Annotated in this window: 24 protein-coding genes; 12 read left to right on the top strand and 12 right to left on the bottom strand. The window is 39.2% G+C overall.

Annotated elements, in window-relative coordinates; genetic code table 11:
- Nucleotide 1: 1 nt before the first annotated feature.
- Both BK581_RS08455 and BK581_RS08450 read right to left on the bottom strand, forming a co-directional pair.
- Nucleotides 2-742 carry an ABC transporter permease gene (locus BK581_RS08455; protein ID WP_078577758.1) on the bottom strand — a complete coding sequence of 247 codons (741 nt, stop codon included), beginning with the start codon at nt 740-742 and terminating at the stop codon, nt 2-4.
- Nucleotides 743-1,639 (bottom strand): ABC transporter ATP-binding protein, encoded by an 897-nt coding sequence (locus tag BK581_RS08450; protein WP_078577757.1) that lies wholly within the window; start codon nt 1,637-1,639, stop codon nt 743-745.
- Between the two features lie 201 nt (nt 1,640-1,840).
- On the opposite strand from BK581_RS08450, the gene BK581_RS08445 reads away from it, so the two are divergent.
- The 8 genes from BK581_RS08445 (at nt 1,841) to BK581_RS08410 (ending at nt 8,396) form a co-directional block, all read left to right on the top strand.
- Complete coding sequence (locus BK581_RS08445; protein ID WP_078577756.1) at nt 1,841-2,818, top strand: nucleotidyltransferase domain-containing protein; 978 nt, start codon at nt 1,841-1,843, stop codon at nt 2,816-2,818.
- 13 nt (nt 2,819-2,831) lie between these two features.
- Nucleotides 2,832-3,404, top strand: a complete 573-nt coding sequence (locus tag BK581_RS08440) for an LOG family protein (protein WP_078577755.1) — start codon at nt 2,832-2,834, stop codon at nt 3,402-3,404.
- A 175-nt stretch (nt 3,405-3,579) separates the two neighbouring features.
- Nucleotides 3,580-3,954: a DUF488 domain-containing protein gene (locus tag BK581_RS08435; protein ID WP_078577754.1), complete on the top strand. Its 375-nt coding sequence runs from the start codon at nt 3,580-3,582 to the stop codon at nt 3,952-3,954.
- Nucleotides 3,955-4,189: 235 nt separating this feature from the next.
- Nucleotides 4,190-4,459, top strand: coding sequence for a CD3324 family protein (locus BK581_RS08430; protein WP_078577753.1), 270 nt, complete (start codon nt 4,190-4,192; stop codon nt 4,457-4,459).
- 186 nt (nt 4,460-4,645) lie between these two features.
- Nucleotides 4,646-5,290, top strand: a complete 645-nt coding sequence (locus tag BK581_RS08425; protein WP_078577752.1) for a FusB/FusC family EF-G-binding protein — start codon at nt 4,646-4,648, stop codon at nt 5,288-5,290.
- 21 nt (nt 5,291-5,311) lie between these two features.
- Nucleotides 5,312-5,692, top strand: coding sequence for a VOC family protein (locus BK581_RS08420; RefSeq protein ID WP_078577751.1), 381 nt, complete (start codon nt 5,312-5,314; stop codon nt 5,690-5,692).
- 197 nt (nt 5,693-5,889) lie between these two features.
- Nucleotides 5,890-6,321: a DUF5391 family protein gene (locus BK581_RS08415; protein ID WP_245828966.1), complete on the top strand. Its 432-nt coding sequence runs from the start codon at nt 5,890-5,892 to the stop codon at nt 6,319-6,321.
- 452 nt (nt 6,322-6,773) lie between these two features.
- Entirely contained in the window at nt 6,774-8,396 is a 1,623-nt protein-coding gene (locus tag BK581_RS08410; RefSeq protein WP_078577750.1) for an ABC1 kinase family protein, read from the top strand.
- A gap of 115 nt (nt 8,397-8,511) precedes the next feature.
- Here the strand turns inward: BK581_RS08410 and BK581_RS08405 are convergent, their stop codons facing one another.
- The 3 genes from BK581_RS08405 to BK581_RS08395 all read right to left on the bottom strand — a co-directional run bounded on the left by BK581_RS08405 (nt 8,512) and on the right by BK581_RS08395 (nt 10,513).
- A complete protein-coding gene (locus tag BK581_RS08405; protein WP_078577749.1) occupies nt 8,512-9,006 on the bottom strand; it encodes a L,D-transpeptidase family protein in 495 nt (164 codons plus the stop codon).
- A 356-nt stretch (nt 9,007-9,362) separates the two neighbouring features.
- Nucleotides 9,363-9,914 (bottom strand): flavodoxin family protein, encoded by a 552-nt coding sequence (locus tag BK581_RS08400; RefSeq protein WP_078577748.1) that lies wholly within the window; start codon nt 9,912-9,914, stop codon nt 9,363-9,365.
- Nucleotides 9,911-10,513 carry an NAD(P)H oxidoreductase gene (locus tag BK581_RS08395; RefSeq protein ID WP_078577747.1) on the bottom strand — a complete coding sequence of 201 codons (603 nt, stop codon included), beginning with the start codon at nt 10,511-10,513 and terminating at the stop codon, nt 9,911-9,913. Before BK581_RS08395 ends, BK581_RS08400 begins: the two co-directional genes overlap by 4 nt.
- 120 nt (nt 10,514-10,633) lie before the next feature.
- On the opposite strand from BK581_RS08395, the gene BK581_RS08390 reads away from it, so the two are divergent.
- Nucleotides 10,634-11,497, top strand: coding sequence for a LysR family transcriptional regulator (locus BK581_RS08390; protein ID WP_078577746.1), 864 nt, complete (start codon nt 10,634-10,636; stop codon nt 11,495-11,497).
- Between the two features lie 54 nt (nt 11,498-11,551).
- Here the strand turns inward: BK581_RS08390 and BK581_RS08385 are convergent, their stop codons facing one another.
- The 5 genes from BK581_RS08385 to BK581_RS08365 form a co-directional block, all read right to left on the bottom strand.
- Entirely contained in the window at nt 11,552-12,166 is a 615-nt protein-coding gene (locus BK581_RS08385; RefSeq protein WP_078577745.1) for a DUF4328 domain-containing protein, read from the bottom strand.
- A 15-nt stretch (nt 12,167-12,181) separates the two neighbouring features.
- Nucleotides 12,182-12,802 carry a hypothetical protein gene (locus tag BK581_RS08380; RefSeq protein WP_078577744.1) on the bottom strand — a complete coding sequence of 207 codons (621 nt, stop codon included), beginning with the start codon at nt 12,800-12,802 and terminating at the stop codon, nt 12,182-12,184.
- Nucleotides 12,803-12,819: 17 nt separating this feature from the next.
- Nucleotides 12,820-13,440, bottom strand: a complete 621-nt coding sequence (locus BK581_RS08375) for a DUF4328 domain-containing protein (protein WP_078577743.1) — start codon at nt 13,438-13,440, stop codon at nt 12,820-12,822.
- Nucleotides 13,441-13,458: 18 nt separating this feature from the next.
- Nucleotides 13,459-14,205 (bottom strand): hypothetical protein, encoded by a 747-nt coding sequence (locus tag BK581_RS08370; RefSeq protein ID WP_078577742.1) that lies wholly within the window; start codon nt 14,203-14,205, stop codon nt 13,459-13,461.
- Between the two features lie 304 nt (nt 14,206-14,509).
- Nucleotides 14,510-15,118 carry a transglutaminase-like domain-containing protein gene (locus BK581_RS08365; RefSeq protein ID WP_078577741.1) on the bottom strand — a complete coding sequence of 203 codons (609 nt, stop codon included), beginning with the start codon at nt 15,116-15,118 and terminating at the stop codon, nt 14,510-14,512.
- 444 nt (nt 15,119-15,562) lie between these two features.
- Here BK581_RS08365 and BK581_RS08360 point away from each other — a divergent pair, with 444 nt between their 5' ends.
- Nucleotides 15,563-16,834 (top strand): NupC/NupG family nucleoside CNT transporter, encoded by a 1,272-nt coding sequence (locus tag BK581_RS08360; RefSeq protein ID WP_078577740.1) that lies wholly within the window; start codon nt 15,563-15,565, stop codon nt 16,832-16,834.
- A gap of 51 nt (nt 16,835-16,885) precedes the next feature.
- Nucleotides 16,886-17,557 (top strand): deoxyribose-phosphate aldolase, encoded by a 672-nt coding sequence (gene deoC, locus BK581_RS08355; RefSeq protein WP_078577739.1) that lies wholly within the window; start codon nt 16,886-16,888, stop codon nt 17,555-17,557.
- Nucleotides 17,558-17,964: 407 nt separating this feature from the next.
- Here the strand turns inward: deoC and BK581_RS08345 are convergent, their stop codons facing one another.
- On the bottom strand, nt 17,965-18,510 hold the full coding sequence (locus BK581_RS08345; RefSeq protein WP_078577738.1) for a hypothetical protein: 546 nt from the start codon (nt 18,508-18,510) through the stop codon (nt 17,965-17,967).
- A 14-nt stretch (nt 18,511-18,524) separates the two neighbouring features.
- Entirely contained in the window at nt 18,525-19,031 is a 507-nt protein-coding gene (locus BK581_RS08340) for a hypothetical protein (RefSeq protein WP_078577737.1), read from the bottom strand.
- 334 nt (nt 19,032-19,365) lie between these two features.
- Here BK581_RS08340 and BK581_RS08335 point away from each other — a divergent pair, with 334 nt between their 5' ends.
- Nucleotides 19,366-19,899, top strand: coding sequence for a hypothetical protein (locus BK581_RS08335; RefSeq protein ID WP_078577736.1), 534 nt, complete (start codon nt 19,366-19,368; stop codon nt 19,897-19,899).
- The last annotated feature ends 9 nt before the right edge of the window (nt 19,900-19,908 follow it).

Genomic DNA, 19,908 nt, shown 5'->3' with positions numbered 1-19,908 from the left:
GTTATGTCCCCGCTTCCTGTTTTCTTCTAATATAGCTTGATAGTAGAATAAACACAACCGTGTAGGCGAGTAACAAGGCAATATGTCTTACTTCAGGCCATCCACCTGATACAATAGCCCAAGCACTATCCGTAAAGCTGTGGGAAGGGAGCCATTTACCGATAGATTGCATCAGGGCAGGAAAGGACTCTAACGGCATCCACATCCCTCCAGTGATCGCCATCCCAAGAAAAATGACATTCCCAACACCTACAGCTGTATCTACCTTTTTCATTGTCCCTACCAACGTTCCTAATGCCATAAAGGCGAAGGAAGCGATGACGATCCAACTACCTGCAGTGAGCCACGTCATAAGAGGAAGTGAGACATTATTAACGATGGCTCCAACAGTGAAAATGACGATGACCGATAAAATGTGGATGACGGACTGGCCCACCATTTTAGCAAAGAAGTAAAGATGATCGGGAAGAGGAGTTACCTTCATGAAAGTGGCCCACCCTTGGCTCCGCTCTTGAACATTTCGAATCCCAAGTGTTAAAATGGCTGAACCCATTACACTAAACGTCGTCATCGACATTAAATAATGAGCTTGCCACGCCTCTTGATCGGGAACCCCTGTGTTGACAAGCTTTGTGAAAATAATGTAGAACATAATAGGCATTAATAAGGACGAGAAGACGTAATAAGGATTTCTTAAAAGCCTGACTATTTCTGCTCGACACTGACACCATATGAGTTTCATTTAAACGTCCTCCTTCGTTGAAACTGTTAACGCTTCAAAGGCATCATCTAGTTTACCTTGATCCGTTTGCACATTTTTTACTTTTAATCCTTGCGTGAAAATAAACGATAAAACAGCATCTGTATTAGTCGTTTCGACAAATGTTCTGCCACGGTTTTCGTACATACCAATGATATGTGGATGCTCTCTAAGCTCAGTGATGTGTGACGTGTCTTCTAACACGAAAGAGACTGTCTGCGTCGCGAGCATTGCTTTAATATCATCTGGTGTCCCTTCAGCAACGACAGAGCCCTCCTTTAATAAAATGATGCGATCTGCCATATCATCAGCTTCCTGTAAGTAATGGGTGCTAAATATTAGTGATTTCCCTTTGTTTACAAAGGATTTTACCGTGTTCCATAATTGGCGGCGCGATTGGGTATCCATCCCAACTGTTGGTTCATCAAAAAATAGCACATCTGGGTCACCAGCTATGGCAAGGGCGAAACTTAATCGCCGTTTTTGCCCACCTGACAACTTTTCTGTTCGTTTTTTTACCTCGTCCGTCAGACCAGATAGCGAGAGCAATTCTTCTTTAGGTAAAGGGTGAGGATAATAGTTGCGAAATAAATCAATGACCTCACCTACTTTGAGTCCATCAAGCACGCTTAATTCCTGAAGCATCACCCCGATCTTTTGGCGTGCAGCAAGGTCTCCCGGCTTCTGTCCAAAAATGGATATGGTTCCTTCAGTTGGAGTGAGGAGACCGAGAATCATAGAAATGGTCGTCGTTTTTCCAGCCCCATTAGGACCTAAAAGTGCTACAATTTCCCCAGAGCTAATGTGAAGTGATACGTCGTTAACGACTGTTTTATGTTGAAATACTTTTGACACGTTTTGTACATCGATGAGTTTCATACAATCGCCTCCTGTTTTCTCTATAGCAAGTATAAGATGAGTCACAGCTGTCAATTAGTTGACGATGTCATGAATGTCACATGACAAATGTCATGTTCTTAGAAGTATGCGTAGGAGAATGTTTAAGAAGGAGAGTAGGACATGAAGGCGAAGTATTAAGAGGGCGAATCAAAAAAAGTGGGACAGGAGGTAAGATAAAAGATGAGCGGAAAGACTGGCGTATTACGGCAAACTGTTCTCCGGTTTTTGGAGGAGTGGCCATATTCAATAAACTACGCTACCGCTGGAGGATCGTTAGGACGTGGTGACGCAGATGCGTTTAGTGATATTGATATCACGATTTATTGTGAAGACAATTTGCTTGAAGAAACACATGTTAATAAAGTATATGAGGATGAAATCATTCAATTAACGTGCTTACATACCCGTGATTTGCCTAGTGAACATGACATATACCAATCACCGTGGCATGCTAGATTTTTAACTGAGATCCTTATTTTAAAGGATACAGAGGAAAGGTTCTCGCATATTAAACAAGTAGCATTGGATCACTTAACAAGTGCTAACGGTCTATTAACAATGACGCAAGAGGTGACAGCCATTGTTAATCAACGAGTGGTAGCTGCCCGTCAAGCCTTGAAAAGGGGAATGGGTTATTCTGCGGCTATGTCTGCTTTAGGTGCTTGGGCAGAAGCGGCTTTTCTCTACTTGTATGTGACATGGCAATCGTGTGCCACTCAACATGTTCTTCCGTGCATTCGCACGGAGTTAAACGCTCATTATACGTCACTCATTGAGAATCCACCTTTTCAGCGTTCATATGATTCCGTGTCCATTGTTAAAAAATATCGCGCGTTTTTACGTAAGTATAAAGGAGATGCTCACAGCCTCGCACCACTCCATGACGAGTTATGTGACCGAAAAGCTCGACGGCTACAAGAACAACAGGATCCTGTTAATGTGACATGGCACATGTATGGTGAAGTGATTTGGTTATACTTTGAGACAGGTGAGGGGACACCACTTGACAGTTTTGTAGGCGAGCTGCCCCTTGAACTGAAACATGATTTAGCAACAATAGGTCTTACCCCATTTAGAGAAAAACAAGTAGAAACCCTTGGACAATTGACTGAGCAACTAATCAAAAAAGTACACATCATTGTTAACAGAACAAGCTAAAGGAGAGTTTGATATGACGATAAAACGAGTAGCTATTTTTTGTGGCTCCAGTAAAGGGGAAAGTCCTATTTATTTAGAAATGGCCGCTGCATTAGGAAGACGATTAGCTGAAGAAAAGATCACCCTCGTCTATGGTGGCGCACGTGTTGGCTGTATGGGAGCGGTGGCGGATGCTTGTTTAGAAGCAGGCGGTGACGTCATAGGCGTCATTCCAGAAAAGTTAAAAAATGTGGAAATTGCTCATGATGGCTTAACAGACCTTTATGTAGTGAAAACGATGCATGAGCGTAAAGCTAAAATGGCAGATTTAAGTGATGCATTTGTGGCATTACCTGGTGGGGCTGGCACATTGGAAGAATGGTTTGAAGCATTTACATGGTCTCAACTCGGTTATCACGAAAAACCATGTTGTTTACTCAATACCCACGACTTTTTCAACCCATTGGTCACCATGTTAGACCATACGATTGAAGAAGGATTTATGAACCCCGCGTACAGGGAGACGATTTTAGTGGAAAATGATGTCGACTCGCTCATTAATGCGTTGCAAAATTATGTGTATGAGCCTGTTGTGAAATGGTCGTAAATAGTAATAAATCAATGAAATTTCACTCGTGATGTTGTCACGGTAGTGGCGGTTGAAAATGAACGAACTGTTTTACCCAATCCTGCCTTCCTGAAGGAAAGAACAATGAGTCGATTAAAAGCGAACATTAGACGAGGTAAGGATAAAATGATTATAGAGAGGAGAGTCATCTCATATGGCCATCAAGATTAAACGAGCATATGAACGTCCTGAAGAAGATGATGGCAAACGGATCCTCGTTGATAGGCTTTGGCCGAGAGGTTTATCAAAAAAAGAGCTTCAATTTGATGAGTGGTGTCGGGATGTTGCGCCGTCTCCCGAATTACGCCAATGGTTTAACCATGAGCCTGAACGGTTTCATGTATTTGCCAATAAATATGAAGAGGAATTAAACGAGGACCCTTCAAAATTAGATTGCATCATTGATTTTTTAACACACATAAAGCCTTATAAAGAAAATATAACCCTTCTCTTTGGAGCAAAGGATAAAACATATAATCATGCTGTCGTCCTTCAGAAATATTTGCGTGATCAGTACGAGCAAGAATGACTACGTTTCATGCAAGTTTTCATATATAATGGGCGTTATAAAGGAGGTGGTTCTCATGGCACACACTCGCTTTATGCCGGATAGTGATCTGACCCATGCAAAGCCAAGTATATGGAAGACGATACTTTGTATGGATGTGTGGATTTTTCGTCTTCGTTAAAGACTATGTGACATAATATACTCGGCTTTGCCCTTAATCTTTGGATAAAAATAAAAGACTAAGGAGCGGGCGGTTATGAAGCAAGTGAAAGCAACAGAGCTTTTACCGGAAAAATTAGTGTTGGAAATTCAGAAGTATATTCAAGGTGCGTCTCTCTATATCCCGAAGCAACCTGGATCGTATTGTAAATGGGGAGCGAAGTCGGGAGGTAGGAAAGCGATAGATCAGCGGAATGCCATGATTAGGACAGAATTTTCGAACGGGAAACCAATTGATCAATTAGCGAATGAGTATTTTCTTGCAACTGAAACGATTAAAAAAATCGTTTATTCAAAGACGAGATAAAAGATTACTTGGCAGTTTAAAGGAGATGATTCTCTTTTAAACTGCCGCTTTTCGTGGGAATGCCCTTTGCTAATATGTCTAATTTAACTTGAAATTGTTCTTGCCATTTTAAAAGAGGAGGAGAAACTATAAACTAAATAGAAAGAAAGGTCAGGAACACTCAATAGATAAGATAGGTGATGAAAGATGGAAGAGTTTTTACATCCGCATGAATATAATTTTATAAAAAAACAGACGAAAGTGATTGTGGACGCTCAGTCAACTAATAAAGATCAAGATGTGGTTCATACGGTTATCACATTAGCTCGTGAGAAAGTAGCTCAGTTAGTTGAAGGGCAAGGAGGGAAAGCGTTGCCTTTGCTAGATGCACTAACTGACGTAAAAAACGCCCACGAGGCAGATTCGTTCCTACTTAGCTTAAAACCTTATGTCATCCCATTTCCCCGCGTCTCTGAAAAGAAAATAGAGAGACTTTTTCCGAAAGAAAAGAAACTTAAGGTACCTGACCTTGATCAATTCGATTATCATGCGCTTAGTTATTTAGGGTGGTATGATTTAGGGACAAACAAAAAATATCTTGTTGTAAACATTGAGGGACGACTTATGGGTGTTGCCGGACTTTATCACCCTAGCAGCAAACAAGGATTATGTACGATTTGCCACTCTTTTGGAGAAGTAGGTCTTTTTACGAAAAAGATAAAGGGTAAAAAAAATGAATCCAATATTTCAAGAGGTAACTATGTATGTAAGGAAAGTATGGTATGCAATGATAATATGACATCATTAGACGAGCTTAACGCGTTTATCTATGCCTTCATCAGTAAGCATTAAATTCCAAGGAGAGTGACATTAATGAAAATTGAGCATGTGGCCGTATGGGTCAATGATTTGGAAAATATGAAGCACTTCTATACCACTTACTTTAACGGACAAGCCAATGATAAATACACGAATACAAGAAAGCAATTTGAATCATATTTTATAAGTTTTGAAAGTGGTGCAAGGTTAGAAATTATGAGGAAACAAGGTGTGGATAACACACCTTCTGACACGATGATAGGCTGGGCGCATATTGCTTTTTCTACAGGTAGTGAAGAGGCTGTCGACGAATTGACTGAACGGCTTAAAAAAGACGGTTACTCTGTTGTAAACGGTCCGCGTGTGACGGGAGACGGTTACTATGAAAGTGTAGTAGAAGATCCAGAAGGGAACCTTGTGGAGTTAACGCTTTAAAGAGTTAAAGAGTTTAATCCGGCCCAAAGTAAGTAGGTTCGGATTATTTTAACACATACCATCATTTAGTTTAAAAAATATTGTTGTGAAACCTAAACTGGAAGAGTGGGTCAGCAAAAAAATGATGAAGGCAGCCCGCATCCATGATGATTGAGAATAGAAATATACACAACAAGATTCATGAAAGGATCTACGACATGATGTTTAAAAAGAGGCAATTTAACGTAATAGTTATCAGTGTGATGTCTGCCACGCTTTTCTGTGCTGTGATTGTCTTGTGCTCGCTTTCTCCTTTAGCCAAGACAGGACCAAACGCTAATGAATTCGGAAGTAATGGGATGTGGACAGCGATTGGAGGCATTTTACTCGTCTACCTCATACCATTACTATTATATGGGATAGGTGTTCCAGCAATGAAGTATGTGATGGCTGTATTATGCGGAGGTGGCATATTAACTAGCGTGCCAATAGTTGGGATAAGCGCTTTAATGTTATTATCGTCTAATGACACTGTCATGTTATATAGTGTGATAATTGGTGGGTTTTCATTGATTATTGTGAACATTGCTTGGTTTTTCTTTGCCTTTCATTCCGATAAAAATGGAAACAGTCATACAAGCCAGTTATAGAGGTCTTCGAATTCAGACTGTGTAGTGATGATAATGCAAAAGGTCTTCCGAAAGACGCTATATAACAGTGCATCAAGGATCTTTGAGAGTGACAACAACATATTTTTAAAGGGCTAATGAAGCAAAATGACGCATGAGCACATTTTTTTACATAGAAGTCGTCATTAAAATTATAATTACCTGTTTTCTTTTATCATCTAAGAAGGCCGTTTATGCCAATCACATTTGTAGAGCAAAAATAGAAATTAGCGTGATAGAGATAGTAAGGGGAAAAGTCATAGTGAGTTACTCTAATCAAAAGTAAACAAGGAAACATAGTCTCATGTTACCCACACTAATCCGCTAATTCTAGCGATTCACTAAAGACAACAGCTGACTTGTCATGTCGATCTGCTATACTGTTTATAAGATGCAGCTAATTAAAACGTAGACGCTTAGAACGGGAGGAAAAGATGGGAACGACCGGCAAATTCATGCGCATGTATAAAATCATCGCGTTTGCTTTAACTATTTTCATCCGCATTTATTGGTATAAAATTCGTAAAAAAACACAGTCAGAATGGGATCATCTATGGGAAGATATCGGGAGAGGGTTCAGGGAAATACTCTTCGATTTAGAAGGGCTGCTCATAAAAATCGGCCAATTATTAAGTATTCGTGCTGACTTGTTACCCCGCCCATTTATTGAGCAAATTCAAGATTTGACAGATAAAGTACCACCATCGTCGTGGCAGGAAATAGAAAAAGTTCTAGCTGAAGAGTGGCAAAGTTCAGTAGAAGACCATGTTACCCAGGTGGAGACAGAAGCGATAGCCTCAGCTTCAATCGGTGAAGTTTATCGCGCCACATTAAAAAACGGTGAAAAAGTAGCGGTGAAAGTGCAACGGCCTAACATCCAGCAGATTGTCGAAACGGATTTTCGTACACTTAGTATTATCATTTGGTTTGCCAATCATTTTGTCCCGTTACCGAAAGGATTTATAAATCTAAATGTGTTGTTTAAGGAATTGAAGCAAGTAATTGAACAAGAGCTAGATTTCTCTAAAGAAAAGCAATCTCTTTTAACATTTAAAAAACGGTTTGAAGATTATGAAGGGGTCTTGATTCCGTCTGTTGTAGAAGAGCTTAGCACATCCAAAGTGTTAGTGATGGAATGGGTGGATGGTATTAAATTAACCGATGAAACTGCTTTAAATCATCTAAACATTACCAAGCAAGAGCTGGCTAAACGGCTTACAGAGATCTTTTTGCCTCAGTGGCTTGAGCCTGGTAGTTTTCATGCAGATCCCCATACAGGTAACCTTCTCCTTTCAAAAGAAGGCAAAATTATCTTACTAGATTTTGGGATGGTTGGGACGATTTCAAAAAATGATGCGATGAATTTTCAACGACTAATAGAAAGTTTGCTATCGAAAAATTATTCTCAGGCTGTGGAAGCTCTTATCCAACTTGATTTTCTCCTACCGGACGCTGAACCACGGACGATGGAAAAAGTGTTAGCCGAGTTTATGACTTTTCAGCCTTCTCAATTGCAGGAAATGGATATCATGTCTTTAAAGTTAGAGATGGCAAATATGATACAAGCTCTTCCTATTCAAGTCCCGACAAGGTTTGTATTTTTAGGACGTTCATTTATGACGATTGAGGGAATTTTAGCGAGTTTAATTGGAGAAGATGAGATCATCGATCAAATGAAACCAGTCTTTTTGAAGTGGTTGCAAAAACAAGGTAATACGAAATGGCACTTTGTCCGATATTGGCTCCAATCTCAGCCGATGTTTAAAATCGTCCATACTGTTAATGACTTTTTAAAATTGCCTCACCGTATGGAAGACCTGAAAGAATTAGAACAGCGAAGACAGTTTCAGTTTACGATGTATGAAAATAGCAAACGCTATTGTTTCCAAGTGACGTTAATCGGAGGCATAGGTAGTGGAATCGGATTATATTTAACCGAGCCAATCCTAGGCTATATTGGATTAGGTGTTGGGGTACTCGGCTTATTAAGTTACGGTGTTATGAGCTATAAGTTGAGAAAATGGTTAAAGTACATGCATCCAAAAAGAAAGACGTAACAACTATAAGAACATGCTCTATATAGAAACGAAACGCCTTTTCTCATTAGTAAAGGGCGTTTTTAATTTAGCTAAAATCTTAGAGAGGTTTTGCCCAGATGTAGAATAAGGAAATTTAAGGGTTGATAGCCACAGGTGTACCAATTGGAATAAGAGCGGCTAATTCTTCTACATCCTCATTGAACATACGAATGCACCCACGTGATACGGCGTGCCCGATGGAAGTTGGTTCATTTGTGCCGTGTATCCCATAATGCTGTTTTGACAAGCTCATCCACATCGTTCCGAATGGCCCGCCTGGATGAGGTGCTTTATTAATAATAATGTACCGACCAAGTGGGGTCTCAAATAACATTCTTCCAACTGCGATGGGATAGTCCCTTTCTAACATGCCGTTACGAAAAAGTCTGAGCCGACGACTTCCAACAGACACGTCGATGTGATAAGGCAATGTATCGGGGTTTGGAAAGCTAGGAATCTCTATCATTTGTCCTGGATGAATCAGATCTGGATTCACGCCGGGATTAACAGATAAGATTTGTGGAAGGGGAATTCTATAATCAAGAGATATTTGAGCTAATGTTTCGCCTGGAAGAACGGTATGACGCATATGAGATACCTCCACGTCTTTAATAACCTATGTCTAGAAAGCAAAGGCTCATTTTCTTTTCTCTGCTTTAAAACGACATCGTTATAAATAGATATACGATTTTAAAAAGAATTATGCCTCCCTTCATTTAAAAGGCCGTCACTATCTAACATTTTCACTTATAATGCTAACAAAAAGATCTGTTTACAAATCGGTTTTCTTCCTATACTTTAACAAAGACAGTTTATCATAGATAAGCGTTCGCAAACCTCCTGTCAGAATATAGAGAGGAGAGATAACGAACGCTAATATCCAGATTCACTCAACGACCAATCAGTAGGAGATAAACGAAAACGCCAACTGACTGAAGGTTTGTTTTATTGTTTAAAAGCAAGAAAACGTTCATTCCATAAACGTGCTTTTTGAAAAGCCTCTGAATCTGTGAATACCTCACCAGGTTTGTTTCCCGTCCCAATGAGATAATCGTCAAAGCTCATGTCAACGTATTGAAAAATAGCATTAAACTGCATGATAAGTGGAAGAGCTGATACTTTTGGATCCGGTTTGTTGCCTGTAATGATAACATAGGCTTTTTTTTCAGCTAATTTGGCTTTAAGATCAAATCGTTCATCTCTTAAGTACTGGCTCCACCGATCGAAAAAGGTCTTCATTTGTCCTGACATGCCAAACCAATATAACGGTGTAGCAAAAATAACAATGTCATGTGCCAAAAACTGCTGCAACAGCTCCTCATAATCATCATCCACACGGGTAAAACCACCCGCTGTATGACGCTTATCAATAATCGGATTCATCGTTTTATCGTGTAAAAAGACCTCTGTATGTGGCACATCTTTTAACACGTCTTGCGCTAATTGTTCACTGTTTCCCTTTTTTCGTGAGCTTCCTAAAAGCAACATGATTTTCATTTGCTAACAACTCCTGTCGTTTCTACATGAGTAAAAAAGGTGTTCCCTAATTCATAAGATCTTGCCTGCCACTTTTGCACGTGCTGAGGAGTGGGTTTGACTGTCTCATAAAAAAGTTCAAATTTAGAGATAGGGATGCCGCAGTAATCCGCCAACCCTACATTAAAATAGTGCTTGATCATAGTGTCATACTTTCTTTTTTCAAAACGTTCTATTGGTGCACCAGCTAGACTGAGCCATAAAACCCGTTTATGGGGGAGTTGTCCTGAACCGTAAGCAAAATGATAATTCCATACACGATCGATGTAGCCTTTCATCAGTGCTGGCATGCTCCACCACCAAAGGGGAAAAACAAAAGCTAAAGCATCATACTGCTCTAATCGTTGCATTTCCTTATGGACTTCAGCAGAAAATACTTGTGACTTTGCGGTCCACTCTGGTTCATCTTCAATACCTAATACTGGATTGAAGCCTAATCGATACAAATCGAGCATATCGGTATGATGACCGTTATCTTTTATCCCTTTCATCAAGTGGTTAGCCATTGAAAATGTCAGTGACTCTATTCGCGGATGGGTTACGACTGTAAGTACGTTCATATGCTGTTCCTCCTTCAGTTGAATGTCTTGTTGTTTCAGCATATACTAGTTTTATAAATCGGTAAAATAGATAGTTTAGATATAAAAATTCATTTATTTCGATAAGAGGGGGAGCAGTGTATGGAATTACGGCAACTCATCACCTTTAAAACAATCATTGAATCAGGAGGATTTAAAAAAGCAGCAGATAAATTAGGCTATGCTCAATCATCTATAACGGCTCACATTAAGGCATTAGAAAAAGAACTGGGTCAACCGTTATTTGATCGCCTCGGGAAGACAATCACGTTGACACAAGCAGGTCATCATTTTTATCCTTATGCCCTTGATATTATCGCTTTGTATGACAAGTCAAAGCAGGTCATAAACGAGGATGAAACACCATGGGGAGATTTAACACTTGGGGTCAGTGAGTCTTTAATGATTTATTGGCTACCGGACCTCATAAAAAAATATATGGAACGGTTTCCAAACGTCAACATTGTACTGAAGTCGTTAAACTATGAGAACTTAACAGCTCAATTGAAACAAGGAGAAATAGAGGCTGCTATTCTAGTGGAAGAGCCTGATTGGAGCCCCCACACCTTGACGATTAATGAACTGAAACGTGATCGATTAGAACTTATTTCTTCATCTAGTAGCACATCCCATACTTTAAAGACGATGCTTGTAACTGAGTATTCGTGTAGCTGGCGCCCCCATGTGAACACTTACTTAAAACAAGCTGATAGTTCAGACATGAAACAGGTCGAATTACCGAGTATTGAAGCGATTAAACAATGTGTGGCATGTGGCTTAGGAAAAGCGATGCTGCCAAGGTTTGTTGTAGAAAAAGAAATAGAAAATGGGGAATTTATTAAAGAGTCGACTGGAGAGCTCAATCAAGAAATCGGGATCTTTACAGCGGTTCACACAAACAAATGGATCGGGCCAAATTTACAGGCTTTCTTTAATCTTTTAAACACTGAAGTTAGCAATATATGAACTTAAATAAAAGCCTCTCCCATGGTGTTTCTATGGAAGAGGCTTATTTATCGTTTAAACTAATCCATCATTCTTTTTAATCACCTGTTTTCCTTGTTTTGAAACAACATCGAAAAGCGTGTTGAGGCCAGTATTTATAAACATAGTGCCTCTTAATATAAGAACATTCACGATTAAATAGCCGATGTTTTGAATGATATACAGATCAAATGTGACGCTATTCGCGGAAAGATAACGTGTCAGTTGATGCATCATCAAGATAAGGATGTACCAAAAAATTAAATGACGTACAATCGGCTTATGCAAATGCGCCGTAGAAGGTTGGCGGCGATAAAATTTCGCAATTTGATTGTGAACCCTGCCTATACCAAATAAATTGACAATGGGGATGATTAATAGCAGGAGTGACGTCATGGCTGAAACAGGATAATAACTGTTTAACTCATGAATATCTTTATGAACCTTATACATCCAGATGACATACATCACTAGAATGGCAATAACTAAGAAAAGGTACGCATATAAAATAAGTAGGAAAAGCCCTTCAAATCCAGTTAATGCCGTTGGAGATACTAAAAGAATGACATATAATCCAGTTTGTATTACCAAAACAATGATCATACTAATTAGTAAATATTTTAACAATTGACCTGTTAATGTGGAACGCAAGGTAATAACCTCTTTCTACTGGGAAATTTGAACTGTATCTTGTTCTGCTTCTTTAGACGAGTCAAAAAGTGTGTATAATCCCTTAGACATATAGCGATAACCAAGCAAAATGAACACATGCATGAGCAACACACTGATATCATGGATAAGGAGAATTTCCGAACCATATAACAATGTATCATTTGATAGTGTTATAAAGCTAGTTAAGAAATGAAAAATATACCACAAAATGAGACAGTATACAATCGGTTTTTTAAAATGTGAAGCGAGTGAATTCTGTCCCAAATTTTTTGCAAGTGTATAGTGTACTTTAGCAATGCCATATAGGTTAAAAATTGGTATTAGTAAATGTAGAAGTGCTGTACCAGCGGAAACGGGATAACTGTCATTTATCGTCCGAATATCATTATGTAATTTATACATCCAAATAATATACATAATAGGTACGAGTATCACGAACATGACATACGCAACATTCAAAATGTCAACGACATTTCTAAAAGATACAGGCAGATGAGTACTAGGTGACATAATCAATACGAAGGAAAAAAGCCCTCTTACCGAAAGAATAATTAAAAAAATATACAATATCGCACGCAAAAGATTACCAGTTAGTTCAGAACGCAGTAATGGCATTGGATCAGCAACTCCTATCAATGATAACTTGTCGTATTTTCTTCAGGAACATTTTCAGTATGTTGTGCGTGGAGCACCTCCACACTTTTTATAACCATGGCGTTAGTACGTAAAAGTATAAAAACAAATAAAACTAAAAGTAAATCAGTGATGAAAACAGCTGAAATATCGATATAAAAGTCACTATTCGTATATAGGTTCAAGCCGTTGTGAACTAATCCTAAAAGAAGAGCGATGGGCCATAATGTTGCAAAGACGGTCCCATATCCGCTTGTTAAAGATTGTTTCTTTAGAAACGAGGCTATTTTAGCTGGTACATGGAACTGCCAATATATATTCAAGACAGGAATAAAATAAAACCCAACAGCTTCCCCTGGACTAACGGGAAAGTAAGAAGAAAAGAATTTTAGATCTTTATGTATTTTATAGATCCATATCGCATACAAAATGGCGATAATGACATAAAACATACTGACTGCCAACATAATCACGCGATCAAATGTGGCAATGGACGTATATAAAGAAAAATTAACCATGTAAATAATCGTATTGATAAGAGCAATGATACTAATAATAAAAGCAACACTTAAGATGATCGTTAAAATTTTACTAATAGATTGAGAGTTAGATTTATTCATTGACTTGCAACCTTCCGATTAATAATTTTCTAGATAGTTTATTGCTTCTTCTAATGTCTCCACTGGAACGACGTTAAGGTCTAAACCTTCTTCGTTTAAGACACGACGAGCTTCCCGTTCATTACTGTAAATACCATAGTCATCTTCATCCTTTGGAATGAAAAAGATATCCACGTTATTATCAACAGCCGTTAAAAGCTTTTGTCTTACACCTCCAATAGAGCCGACGGTTTCATCGTATTCAATTGTCCCCGTACCAGCTATGGTGACAGTGCCATTTTGGGAAAAATCGAGTTGATTCACCTCTTCGATTAAGCCAATAGCCACCATTAAGCCGAGAGAATCACCGTAGTATTCAGATGAGTAATATAGAATATCATCGATCCTCTCTTGGAAGTCATTATCATCACCGAAACTAGTTGCATAAACAGCGTTAGAAATGGTCTCTTCCTTGTAATAATCCACTACCATGTCATCATCATACTCTGTATACATGATAAATTCCTCTTCATCTAAAGGAATGAAATCTAGGTCTTTATAAAGATAAGACACGTATAATTTATCAAAATAATTATCAATATAGCCTGAATAGATGTATGTGAAATGCACACTTCCATTAACCCCAATATCACTAACCGGCGCAATATCGCCTTTAGCAATATATTCTTCATGCAATGGTCTCATGAGAAGGTGGGCAATTATGAGGGGAATAGCAATAATGGCGATACTAATGTTAACTTCCTTCGATAGCTTTAAAAACTTCAAAACACGGAACCTCCTAGATGTGTAATAGACTTGGTGACTGACGACAATATCCAAAAAACGACTTTTACTACGCAGATCACTATACGTAGAACACAGAGAAAAGCCTAAAATCATGACACGATTTGCCATCTATTAATCATAATCGAAGACAAATATGGTATAAATAGGTTAAAATAATTATTTTTATATAAAAATAATCGACTTAAGGGACAAATAATGTAAAAAGAACGAGGATAAAATAACTAGTTATACGTCAAAAGAAGGACGTGATGTGTCTAAAGATGGAGGAAAGAGAAAGCATTTACTATAAAGAGGTGGGTAAATGCTTTGTATACATGTGAACTGCATGATCATTAGTTTTTAAGGCTGTGATCGTTTTTGGATGAGGGTGTTGATAAATAATAGGATAATCAATCTCTCCTTTATTAGACTGAAGGGGAAAGGCTAATTGCTCATGTAAAAGAGTAAATTGAGCATTAACTCCCGGTTTATTACCACGAGCATCCAATCGCATCCACTTTTTAATAGAACTAATATAGACAGCATTTAAAGCATGAATGCAATAACCGTTTGCCGGTGTATCAAATAACATGAGCTTCTGATAACAAAAGCCTGTTGGTATTTCTACAGAACGAAGTAGAGCGGCGAGTAAATGAGATTTTGCATAACAGATACCTTCTTTATAAGTTAAAACATCCAACGCTGTGCAGGTGACACGTGTGCCTTGAATGTCCCAAGAGTGGGCAATGTGATCACGAACGAAGGTAAAAGCCCTATCGACTTTTTCATGGACTGTATTGCAGCCTGCAAAAAGTTTCTCCTTCTGTTCTTGGATGAGAGGATGCGAAAGAGTGAGCATGGGATGATCCACTAAGTAATCACTTAAATTCGATGATTCACAAATGAGTAGCATAAAAGCCTCCTTATAAGCCGATTTGTATGAATATACATTATAAAGTATTTAAATTCCAATGTACAATTAAATTTGTCGCTTAGAATATGCTTAGGGATGAGGGCTATCGTCAGTTACTGCCTAAACGAAGGGTAGAATGTAGAAGTTGCATTATAAAAAGGAGCCAACACAAAAAATGAAAAGTTCTCGTACCCAAGCTTCTAGACTCTCTCAAATAAATAGTGCAGCATTATTGTAAAGGTATTTTGTCACTCACATGATGATTTAGCACCATCATTAATTTAGAAGCCAATAGCCGATTACTACGATCATGACACAAGTGTCTCAGTTAAGGTGAATGAGGTAAATCCATTTCTATGAAAATGTTTACAATGATCATTCGTCTCTGCTATAGTTAGTAGATGTCAGACGTCTGAACATAAAGAACATAACAGAGGTGTTTTTATGACTATTTTATGGGGATTATTTGGGATGACTGTTGTCCTTGGGATTGCTTATCTACTCTCTAGTGATCGACAAGCAATCAATTTTCGTACAATTATTGGAGGATTAGCAATTCAATTACTGTTTGCATTCCTTGTCCTTTATTCTGATACTGGAAGATGGGTACTTGAACAGTTTACTGGCCTGGTAAATCAAGTCATCGGCTTTGCGGGAGAGGGCATTAATTTTTTATTTGGAGGCCTATTCGAAGCTGAAGGAGTCGGGTCAATATTTGCCTTTGAAGTTCTAACAGTGGTTATTTTTTTCTCATCACTCATTTCTGTTTTGTATTATTTAGGAATCATGCAAAGAATAATTAACAGTATTGGAGGGGCCTTGGCAAAGCTACTTGGGACAAGCCGACCTGAATCTTTGTCGGCAGCAGCTAATATTTTTGTGGGACAGACGGAAGCGCCGCTCGTCGTTAAGCCATTTTTACCACAAATGACGCGCTCAGAGCTATTTGCTGTTATGACAGGTGGTTTGGCTTCTGTAGCAGGTTCTGTCCTTATCGGTTATTCGCTTTTAGGAATTCCGTTGGAGTATTTGTTGGCGGCAAGCTTTATGGCAGCTCCTTCAGGCTTAGTGTTAGCAAAAATTATGTTGCCGGAAACTGATCCACAAGCGACGTCTGATGAGCGAGAGTTTCAGATGGATGAAGATCAAGAATCATACAACGTGATTGATGCAGCGGCTCGAGGAGCGAGCACAGGGTTACAGTTAGCATTAAATATCGGGGCTATGTTACTCGCCTTTATTGCCCTTATTGCCCTACTTAATGGTATACTTGGAGGCGTAGAAAGTGGCATCAATGGTTCTGTAAACTATATGTTAAGCCTGTTCGGTTCAGACTCGTCTATAAACATTCAAGGTCTTACATTAGAAAATATATTCGGTATTTTATTTTCACCTTTAGCATTTGCTATCGGTGTGCCGTGGTCAGAAGCGTTCCAAGCTGGATCTTTTATTGGGCAGAAATTGATCTTAAATGAATTTGTTGCTTATGCAGCCTTTGCACCTGAGATTGACAGCTTAGATCCAAAAACGGTTCTCGTCGTAAGCTTTGCTTTATGTGGATTTGCGAATGTTTCTTCACTCGGTATTTTGCTAGGTGGGTTAGGAAAACTGGCACCGAGCCGACGGGGTGATATCGCACAACTTGGTTTAAAAGCTGTTATGGCAGGTATGCTCGCATCGTTATTGAACGCATCGATTGCGGGAATGTTTTTCTAATGAATAAGTTTCATATAAATAACATTACTTAAATAAGAAAGGATGTTTTACATGAGCCAATCACTCGCATCACTCATCGATCACACCCAATTAAAAGCTGATACACAAGAGGACAAAATTATTTCTTTATGTGAGGAAGCCAAGACGTATCAATTTGCTTCCGTTTGCGTTAATCCCGTTTGGGTAAAAAAAGCGGCTGAGTTACTTGCTAATAGCGGTGTGGATGTATGCACAGTCATCGGCTTTCCACTTGGGGCAAGCACACCGGAAACGAAAGCATTTGAAACAACAAACGCTATCGAAAATGGCGCTACAGAAGTAGACATGGTTATGAATATCGGTGCATTAAAGGATGGAAACGATGCGTTAGTTGAAGCAGATATGCGTGCTGTTGCTGAAGCAGCAAAAGGAAAAGCATTAACGAAGGTCATTCTCGAAACGTGCTTACTTACAGATGACGAAAAAGTACGTGCGTGCGAATTAGCTGTAAAAGCAGGGCTTGATTTTGTCAAAACGTCAACAGGCTTCTCCACAGGTAACGCGACTGTGGAAGATGTAGCATTAATGCGGAAAACGGTGGGAGACAAAGCCGGTGTTAAAGCCTCCGGCGGCGTACGCAGCCTAGAGGATGCCCAGGCGATGGTAAAAGCAGGAGCTAGCCGCATTGGCGCAAGTGCCGGTGTGAAAATCGTTAAAGGCGAAAAAGCGGATAATGATTATTAAATATGAAGGCTGAAAAGGATTGGGACATTGTCCCAATCCTTTTTTCAGCATCGGGAGGGGGTAATTCAGCATCGGGAGGGGGTAATTCAGCATCGGGAGGGGGTAATTCAGCATCGGGAGGGGGTAATTCAGCATCGGGAGGGGGTAATTCAGCATCGGGAGGGGGTAATTCAGCATCGGGAGGGGGTAATTCAGCATCGGGAGGGGGTAATTCAGCATCGGGAGGGGGTAATTCAGCATCGGGAGGGGGTAATTCAGCATCGGGAGGGGGTAATTCAGCATCGGGAGGGGGTAATTCAGCATCGGGAGGGGGTAATTCAGCATCGGGAGGGGGTAATTCAGCATCGCAAGGAGGAAATTCAGCACCACAAGGAGAGAATTCAGCTATCTGCCTCTTTCGTTAGTGGTTAATATTGGTTGTTTCGCAAAGTGAATAATAATAATGGAAACAGCATGCCGAGGCTTAGGATGGTCAGTATCGTATAAATCAGCGCTGATTGCGTATATTTTTGATAGATTCGAAAACTGACGATGACTACAGCCATTAAAAAGAGCATTGGTAGTACTAAATAAAAAAGTTGAGTATATGTATCATTATACGAGTCTATAAAGAAGAAAGGCAGTGTATTTAATAGGGAAGTGACAACTAAAATCGTTGGAAGTGGTCGCTCCCATTCATATAACTTACGATCTTTTAGAAGTATCCCGAGACAATAAAATTGGAAAAAAGGGATAAATGCGATCCATGACTTTTTATAGTTTTCCCGTTCTAACAATCTTTGAAGACCTAATGATCCTAAAGTATACATGCCAACAACGATAAATAATTTAATTAAAAGTAATACAATCAATAGTAAGATAACACTAATGATTAATCTAAACATTGTATCTATAGCATCTATAAATGATTGAAAACCAATAATAGTGCTTAAATGAAATGGAAAATGTAACATGAATTAAACTCCTCTTAATGATTTGGGGGCAGTTGAATGGTCACTTGCTCGTTATTTCTAATTGCAAATAAAATAAAAGGTATTGCTATACCAAACGTCACAATACATATAATTAGTAGTGGCATGGCACTATGACTATATTTATTAAAAATTAAATATGAAGCATACAAAATCAGGCCATTAAAACAGAGTGGGTAAAGCATCCCTATCACTGGCACAATGGGGAAGACTAGGTAGACAATAGAACCGAACAACAAAATGAGTGGGATCTCTTTCATCCAAGATTTATCGCTCTCATCTCGGGCCATTTCTCCAAGTAGATAAAAATTCATAAACGGTACGAAGGCCATCCATGCATGTGTTCTTTCTTCGCGAACAGCAATTCTTCGCAGGGCAAAAGCTAATAAAATAAATAATAGAGCGCCCACAAAAAGTGAAATGATGAGAATAATTAAAAACAAATAAGCAAATATTTCAATGGTAGTTTGGCTATTTTGAAGCCCGTGAAAAAGTGTGGTCATAAATCATGCCCTTTCTAAAAAATCGTTTGACCTCGTTGGATGATATATGGAGACAGCAATCTCAAAAGTAAAAAGAACGCGCTCCCTTACACGAATTGACATAACTATGAAATTATCACCAATAGGATGACCTGTCAACGGTCAATATACCTGGCAGAAGTGAAGGAGATTTTAAAAATTCTAAAGGGATAGGCCTTTAAGACTGTATGAAGAATTGAAAAAGATTGAAGCTGGTACAAAACCACGCATACCTTCATAATAACCCTAACTAGTTGTTATGGAGTTGGGTGGGGAAGCGTCACTCAAGGCCTTTTCTTTATTTGAGTGTCGCAGAATGGCTGGTATCACACCACTCACGAGGTTTTTCACGTTTGAGTGTCGTAGAATGGCTGATATAGCGTCACTCAAGGCCTTTTCTTTATTTGAGTGTCGCAGAACGGAAGATATCGGGCCACTCACGAGCTATTTCAAGTTTGAGTGTCGCAGAAAGGCTGATATAGCGTCACTCAAGGCCTTTTCTTTATTTGAGTGTCGCAGAATGGAAGGTATCGCGTCACTCACGAGCTATTTCAAGTTTGAGTGGCGTATAATGGCTGATATCGGGCCACTCACGAGTTTTTTCATGTTTGAGTGTCGCAGAACGGAAGATATCACGCCACTCACGGCCTTTTTTATGTATGAGTGTCGCAGAAAGGCTGATAACACGCCACTCACGAGTTTTTTCACGTTTGAGTGTCGCAGAACGGAAGATATCGGGCCACTCACGGCTTTTTTCATGTATGAGTGTCACAGAATGGAAGATATCGGGCCACTCACGAGCTTTTTCATGTATGAGTGTCGTATAATGGCTGATATCGGGCCAGCTTAAGAGTGAAAA

Source organism: Salipaludibacillus agaradhaerens (assembly GCF_002019735.1).
In the GTDB taxonomy this organism is placed as follows: Bacteria; Bacillota; Bacilli; order Bacillales; family Salisediminibacteriaceae; genus Salipaludibacillus; species Salipaludibacillus agaradhaerens.
Note: the sequence above shows the minus strand (reverse complement) of the source record. Positions and strands in the feature narration are given on the sequence as shown.

Bases quoted from the DNA above. Each gene is read 5' to 3' on its own strand.
- BK581_RS08455 (WP_078577758.1), bottom strand. From the start codon at position 742: ATGAAACTCATATGGTGTCAGTGTCGAGCAGAAATAGTCAGGCTTTTA.
- BK581_RS08450 (WP_078577757.1), bottom strand. From the start codon at position 1,639: ATGAAACTCATCGATGTACAAAACGTGTCAAAAGTATTTCAACATAAA.
- BK581_RS08445 (WP_078577756.1), top strand. From the start codon at position 1,841: ATGAGCGGAAAGACTGGCGTATTACGGCAAACTGTTCTCCGGTTTTTG.
- BK581_RS08440 (WP_078577755.1), top strand. From the start codon at position 2,832: ATGACGATAAAACGAGTAGCTATTTTTTGTGGCTCCAGTAAAGGGGAA.
- BK581_RS08435 (WP_078577754.1), top strand. From the start codon at position 3,580: ATGGCCATCAAGATTAAACGAGCATATGAACGTCCTGAAGAAGATGAT.
- BK581_RS08430 (WP_078577753.1), top strand. From the start codon at position 4,190: ATGAAGCAAGTGAAAGCAACAGAGCTTTTACCGGAAAAATTAGTGTTG.
- BK581_RS08425 (WP_078577752.1), top strand. From the start codon at position 4,646: ATGGAAGAGTTTTTACATCCGCATGAATATAATTTTATAAAAAAACAG.
- BK581_RS08420 (WP_078577751.1), top strand. From the start codon at position 5,312: ATGAAAATTGAGCATGTGGCCGTATGGGTCAATGATTTGGAAAATATG.
- BK581_RS08415 (WP_245828966.1), top strand. From the start codon at position 5,890: ATGATGTTTAAAAAGAGGCAATTTAACGTAATAGTTATCAGTGTGATG.
- BK581_RS08410 (WP_078577750.1), top strand. From the start codon at position 6,774: ATGGGAACGACCGGCAAATTCATGCGCATGTATAAAATCATCGCGTTT.
- BK581_RS08405 (WP_078577749.1), bottom strand. From the start codon at position 9,006: ATGCGTCATACCGTTCTTCCAGGCGAAACATTAGCTCAAATATCTCTT.
- BK581_RS08400 (WP_078577748.1), bottom strand. From the start codon at position 9,914: ATGAAAATCATGTTGCTTTTAGGAAGCTCACGAAAAAAGGGAAACAGT.
- BK581_RS08395 (WP_078577747.1), bottom strand. From the start codon at position 10,513: ATGAACGTACTTACAGTCGTAACCCATCCGCGAATAGAGTCACTGACA.
- BK581_RS08390 (WP_078577746.1), top strand. From the start codon at position 10,634: ATGGAATTACGGCAACTCATCACCTTTAAAACAATCATTGAATCAGGA.
- BK581_RS08380 (WP_078577744.1), bottom strand. From the start codon at position 12,802: ATGCCATTACTGCGTTCTGAACTAACTGGTAATCTTTTGCGTGCGATA.
- BK581_RS08375 (WP_078577743.1), bottom strand. From the start codon at position 13,440: ATGAATAAATCTAACTCTCAATCTATTAGTAAAATTTTAACGATCATC.
- BK581_RS08365 (WP_078577741.1), bottom strand. From the start codon at position 15,118: ATGCTACTCATTTGTGAATCATCGAATTTAAGTGATTACTTAGTGGAT.
- BK581_RS08360 (WP_078577740.1), top strand. From the start codon at position 15,563: ATGACTATTTTATGGGGATTATTTGGGATGACTGTTGTCCTTGGGATT.
- deoC (WP_078577739.1), top strand. From the start codon at position 16,886: ATGAGCCAATCACTCGCATCACTCATCGATCACACCCAATTAAAAGCT.
- BK581_RS08345 (WP_078577738.1), bottom strand. From the start codon at position 18,510: ATGTTACATTTTCCATTTCATTTAAGCACTATTATTGGTTTTCAATCA.
- BK581_RS08340 (WP_078577737.1), bottom strand. From the start codon at position 19,031: ATGACCACACTTTTTCACGGGCTTCAAAATAGCCAAACTACCATTGAA.
- BK581_RS08335 (WP_078577736.1), top strand. From the start codon at position 19,366: ATGGCTGGTATCACACCACTCACGAGGTTTTTCACGTTTGAGTGTCGT.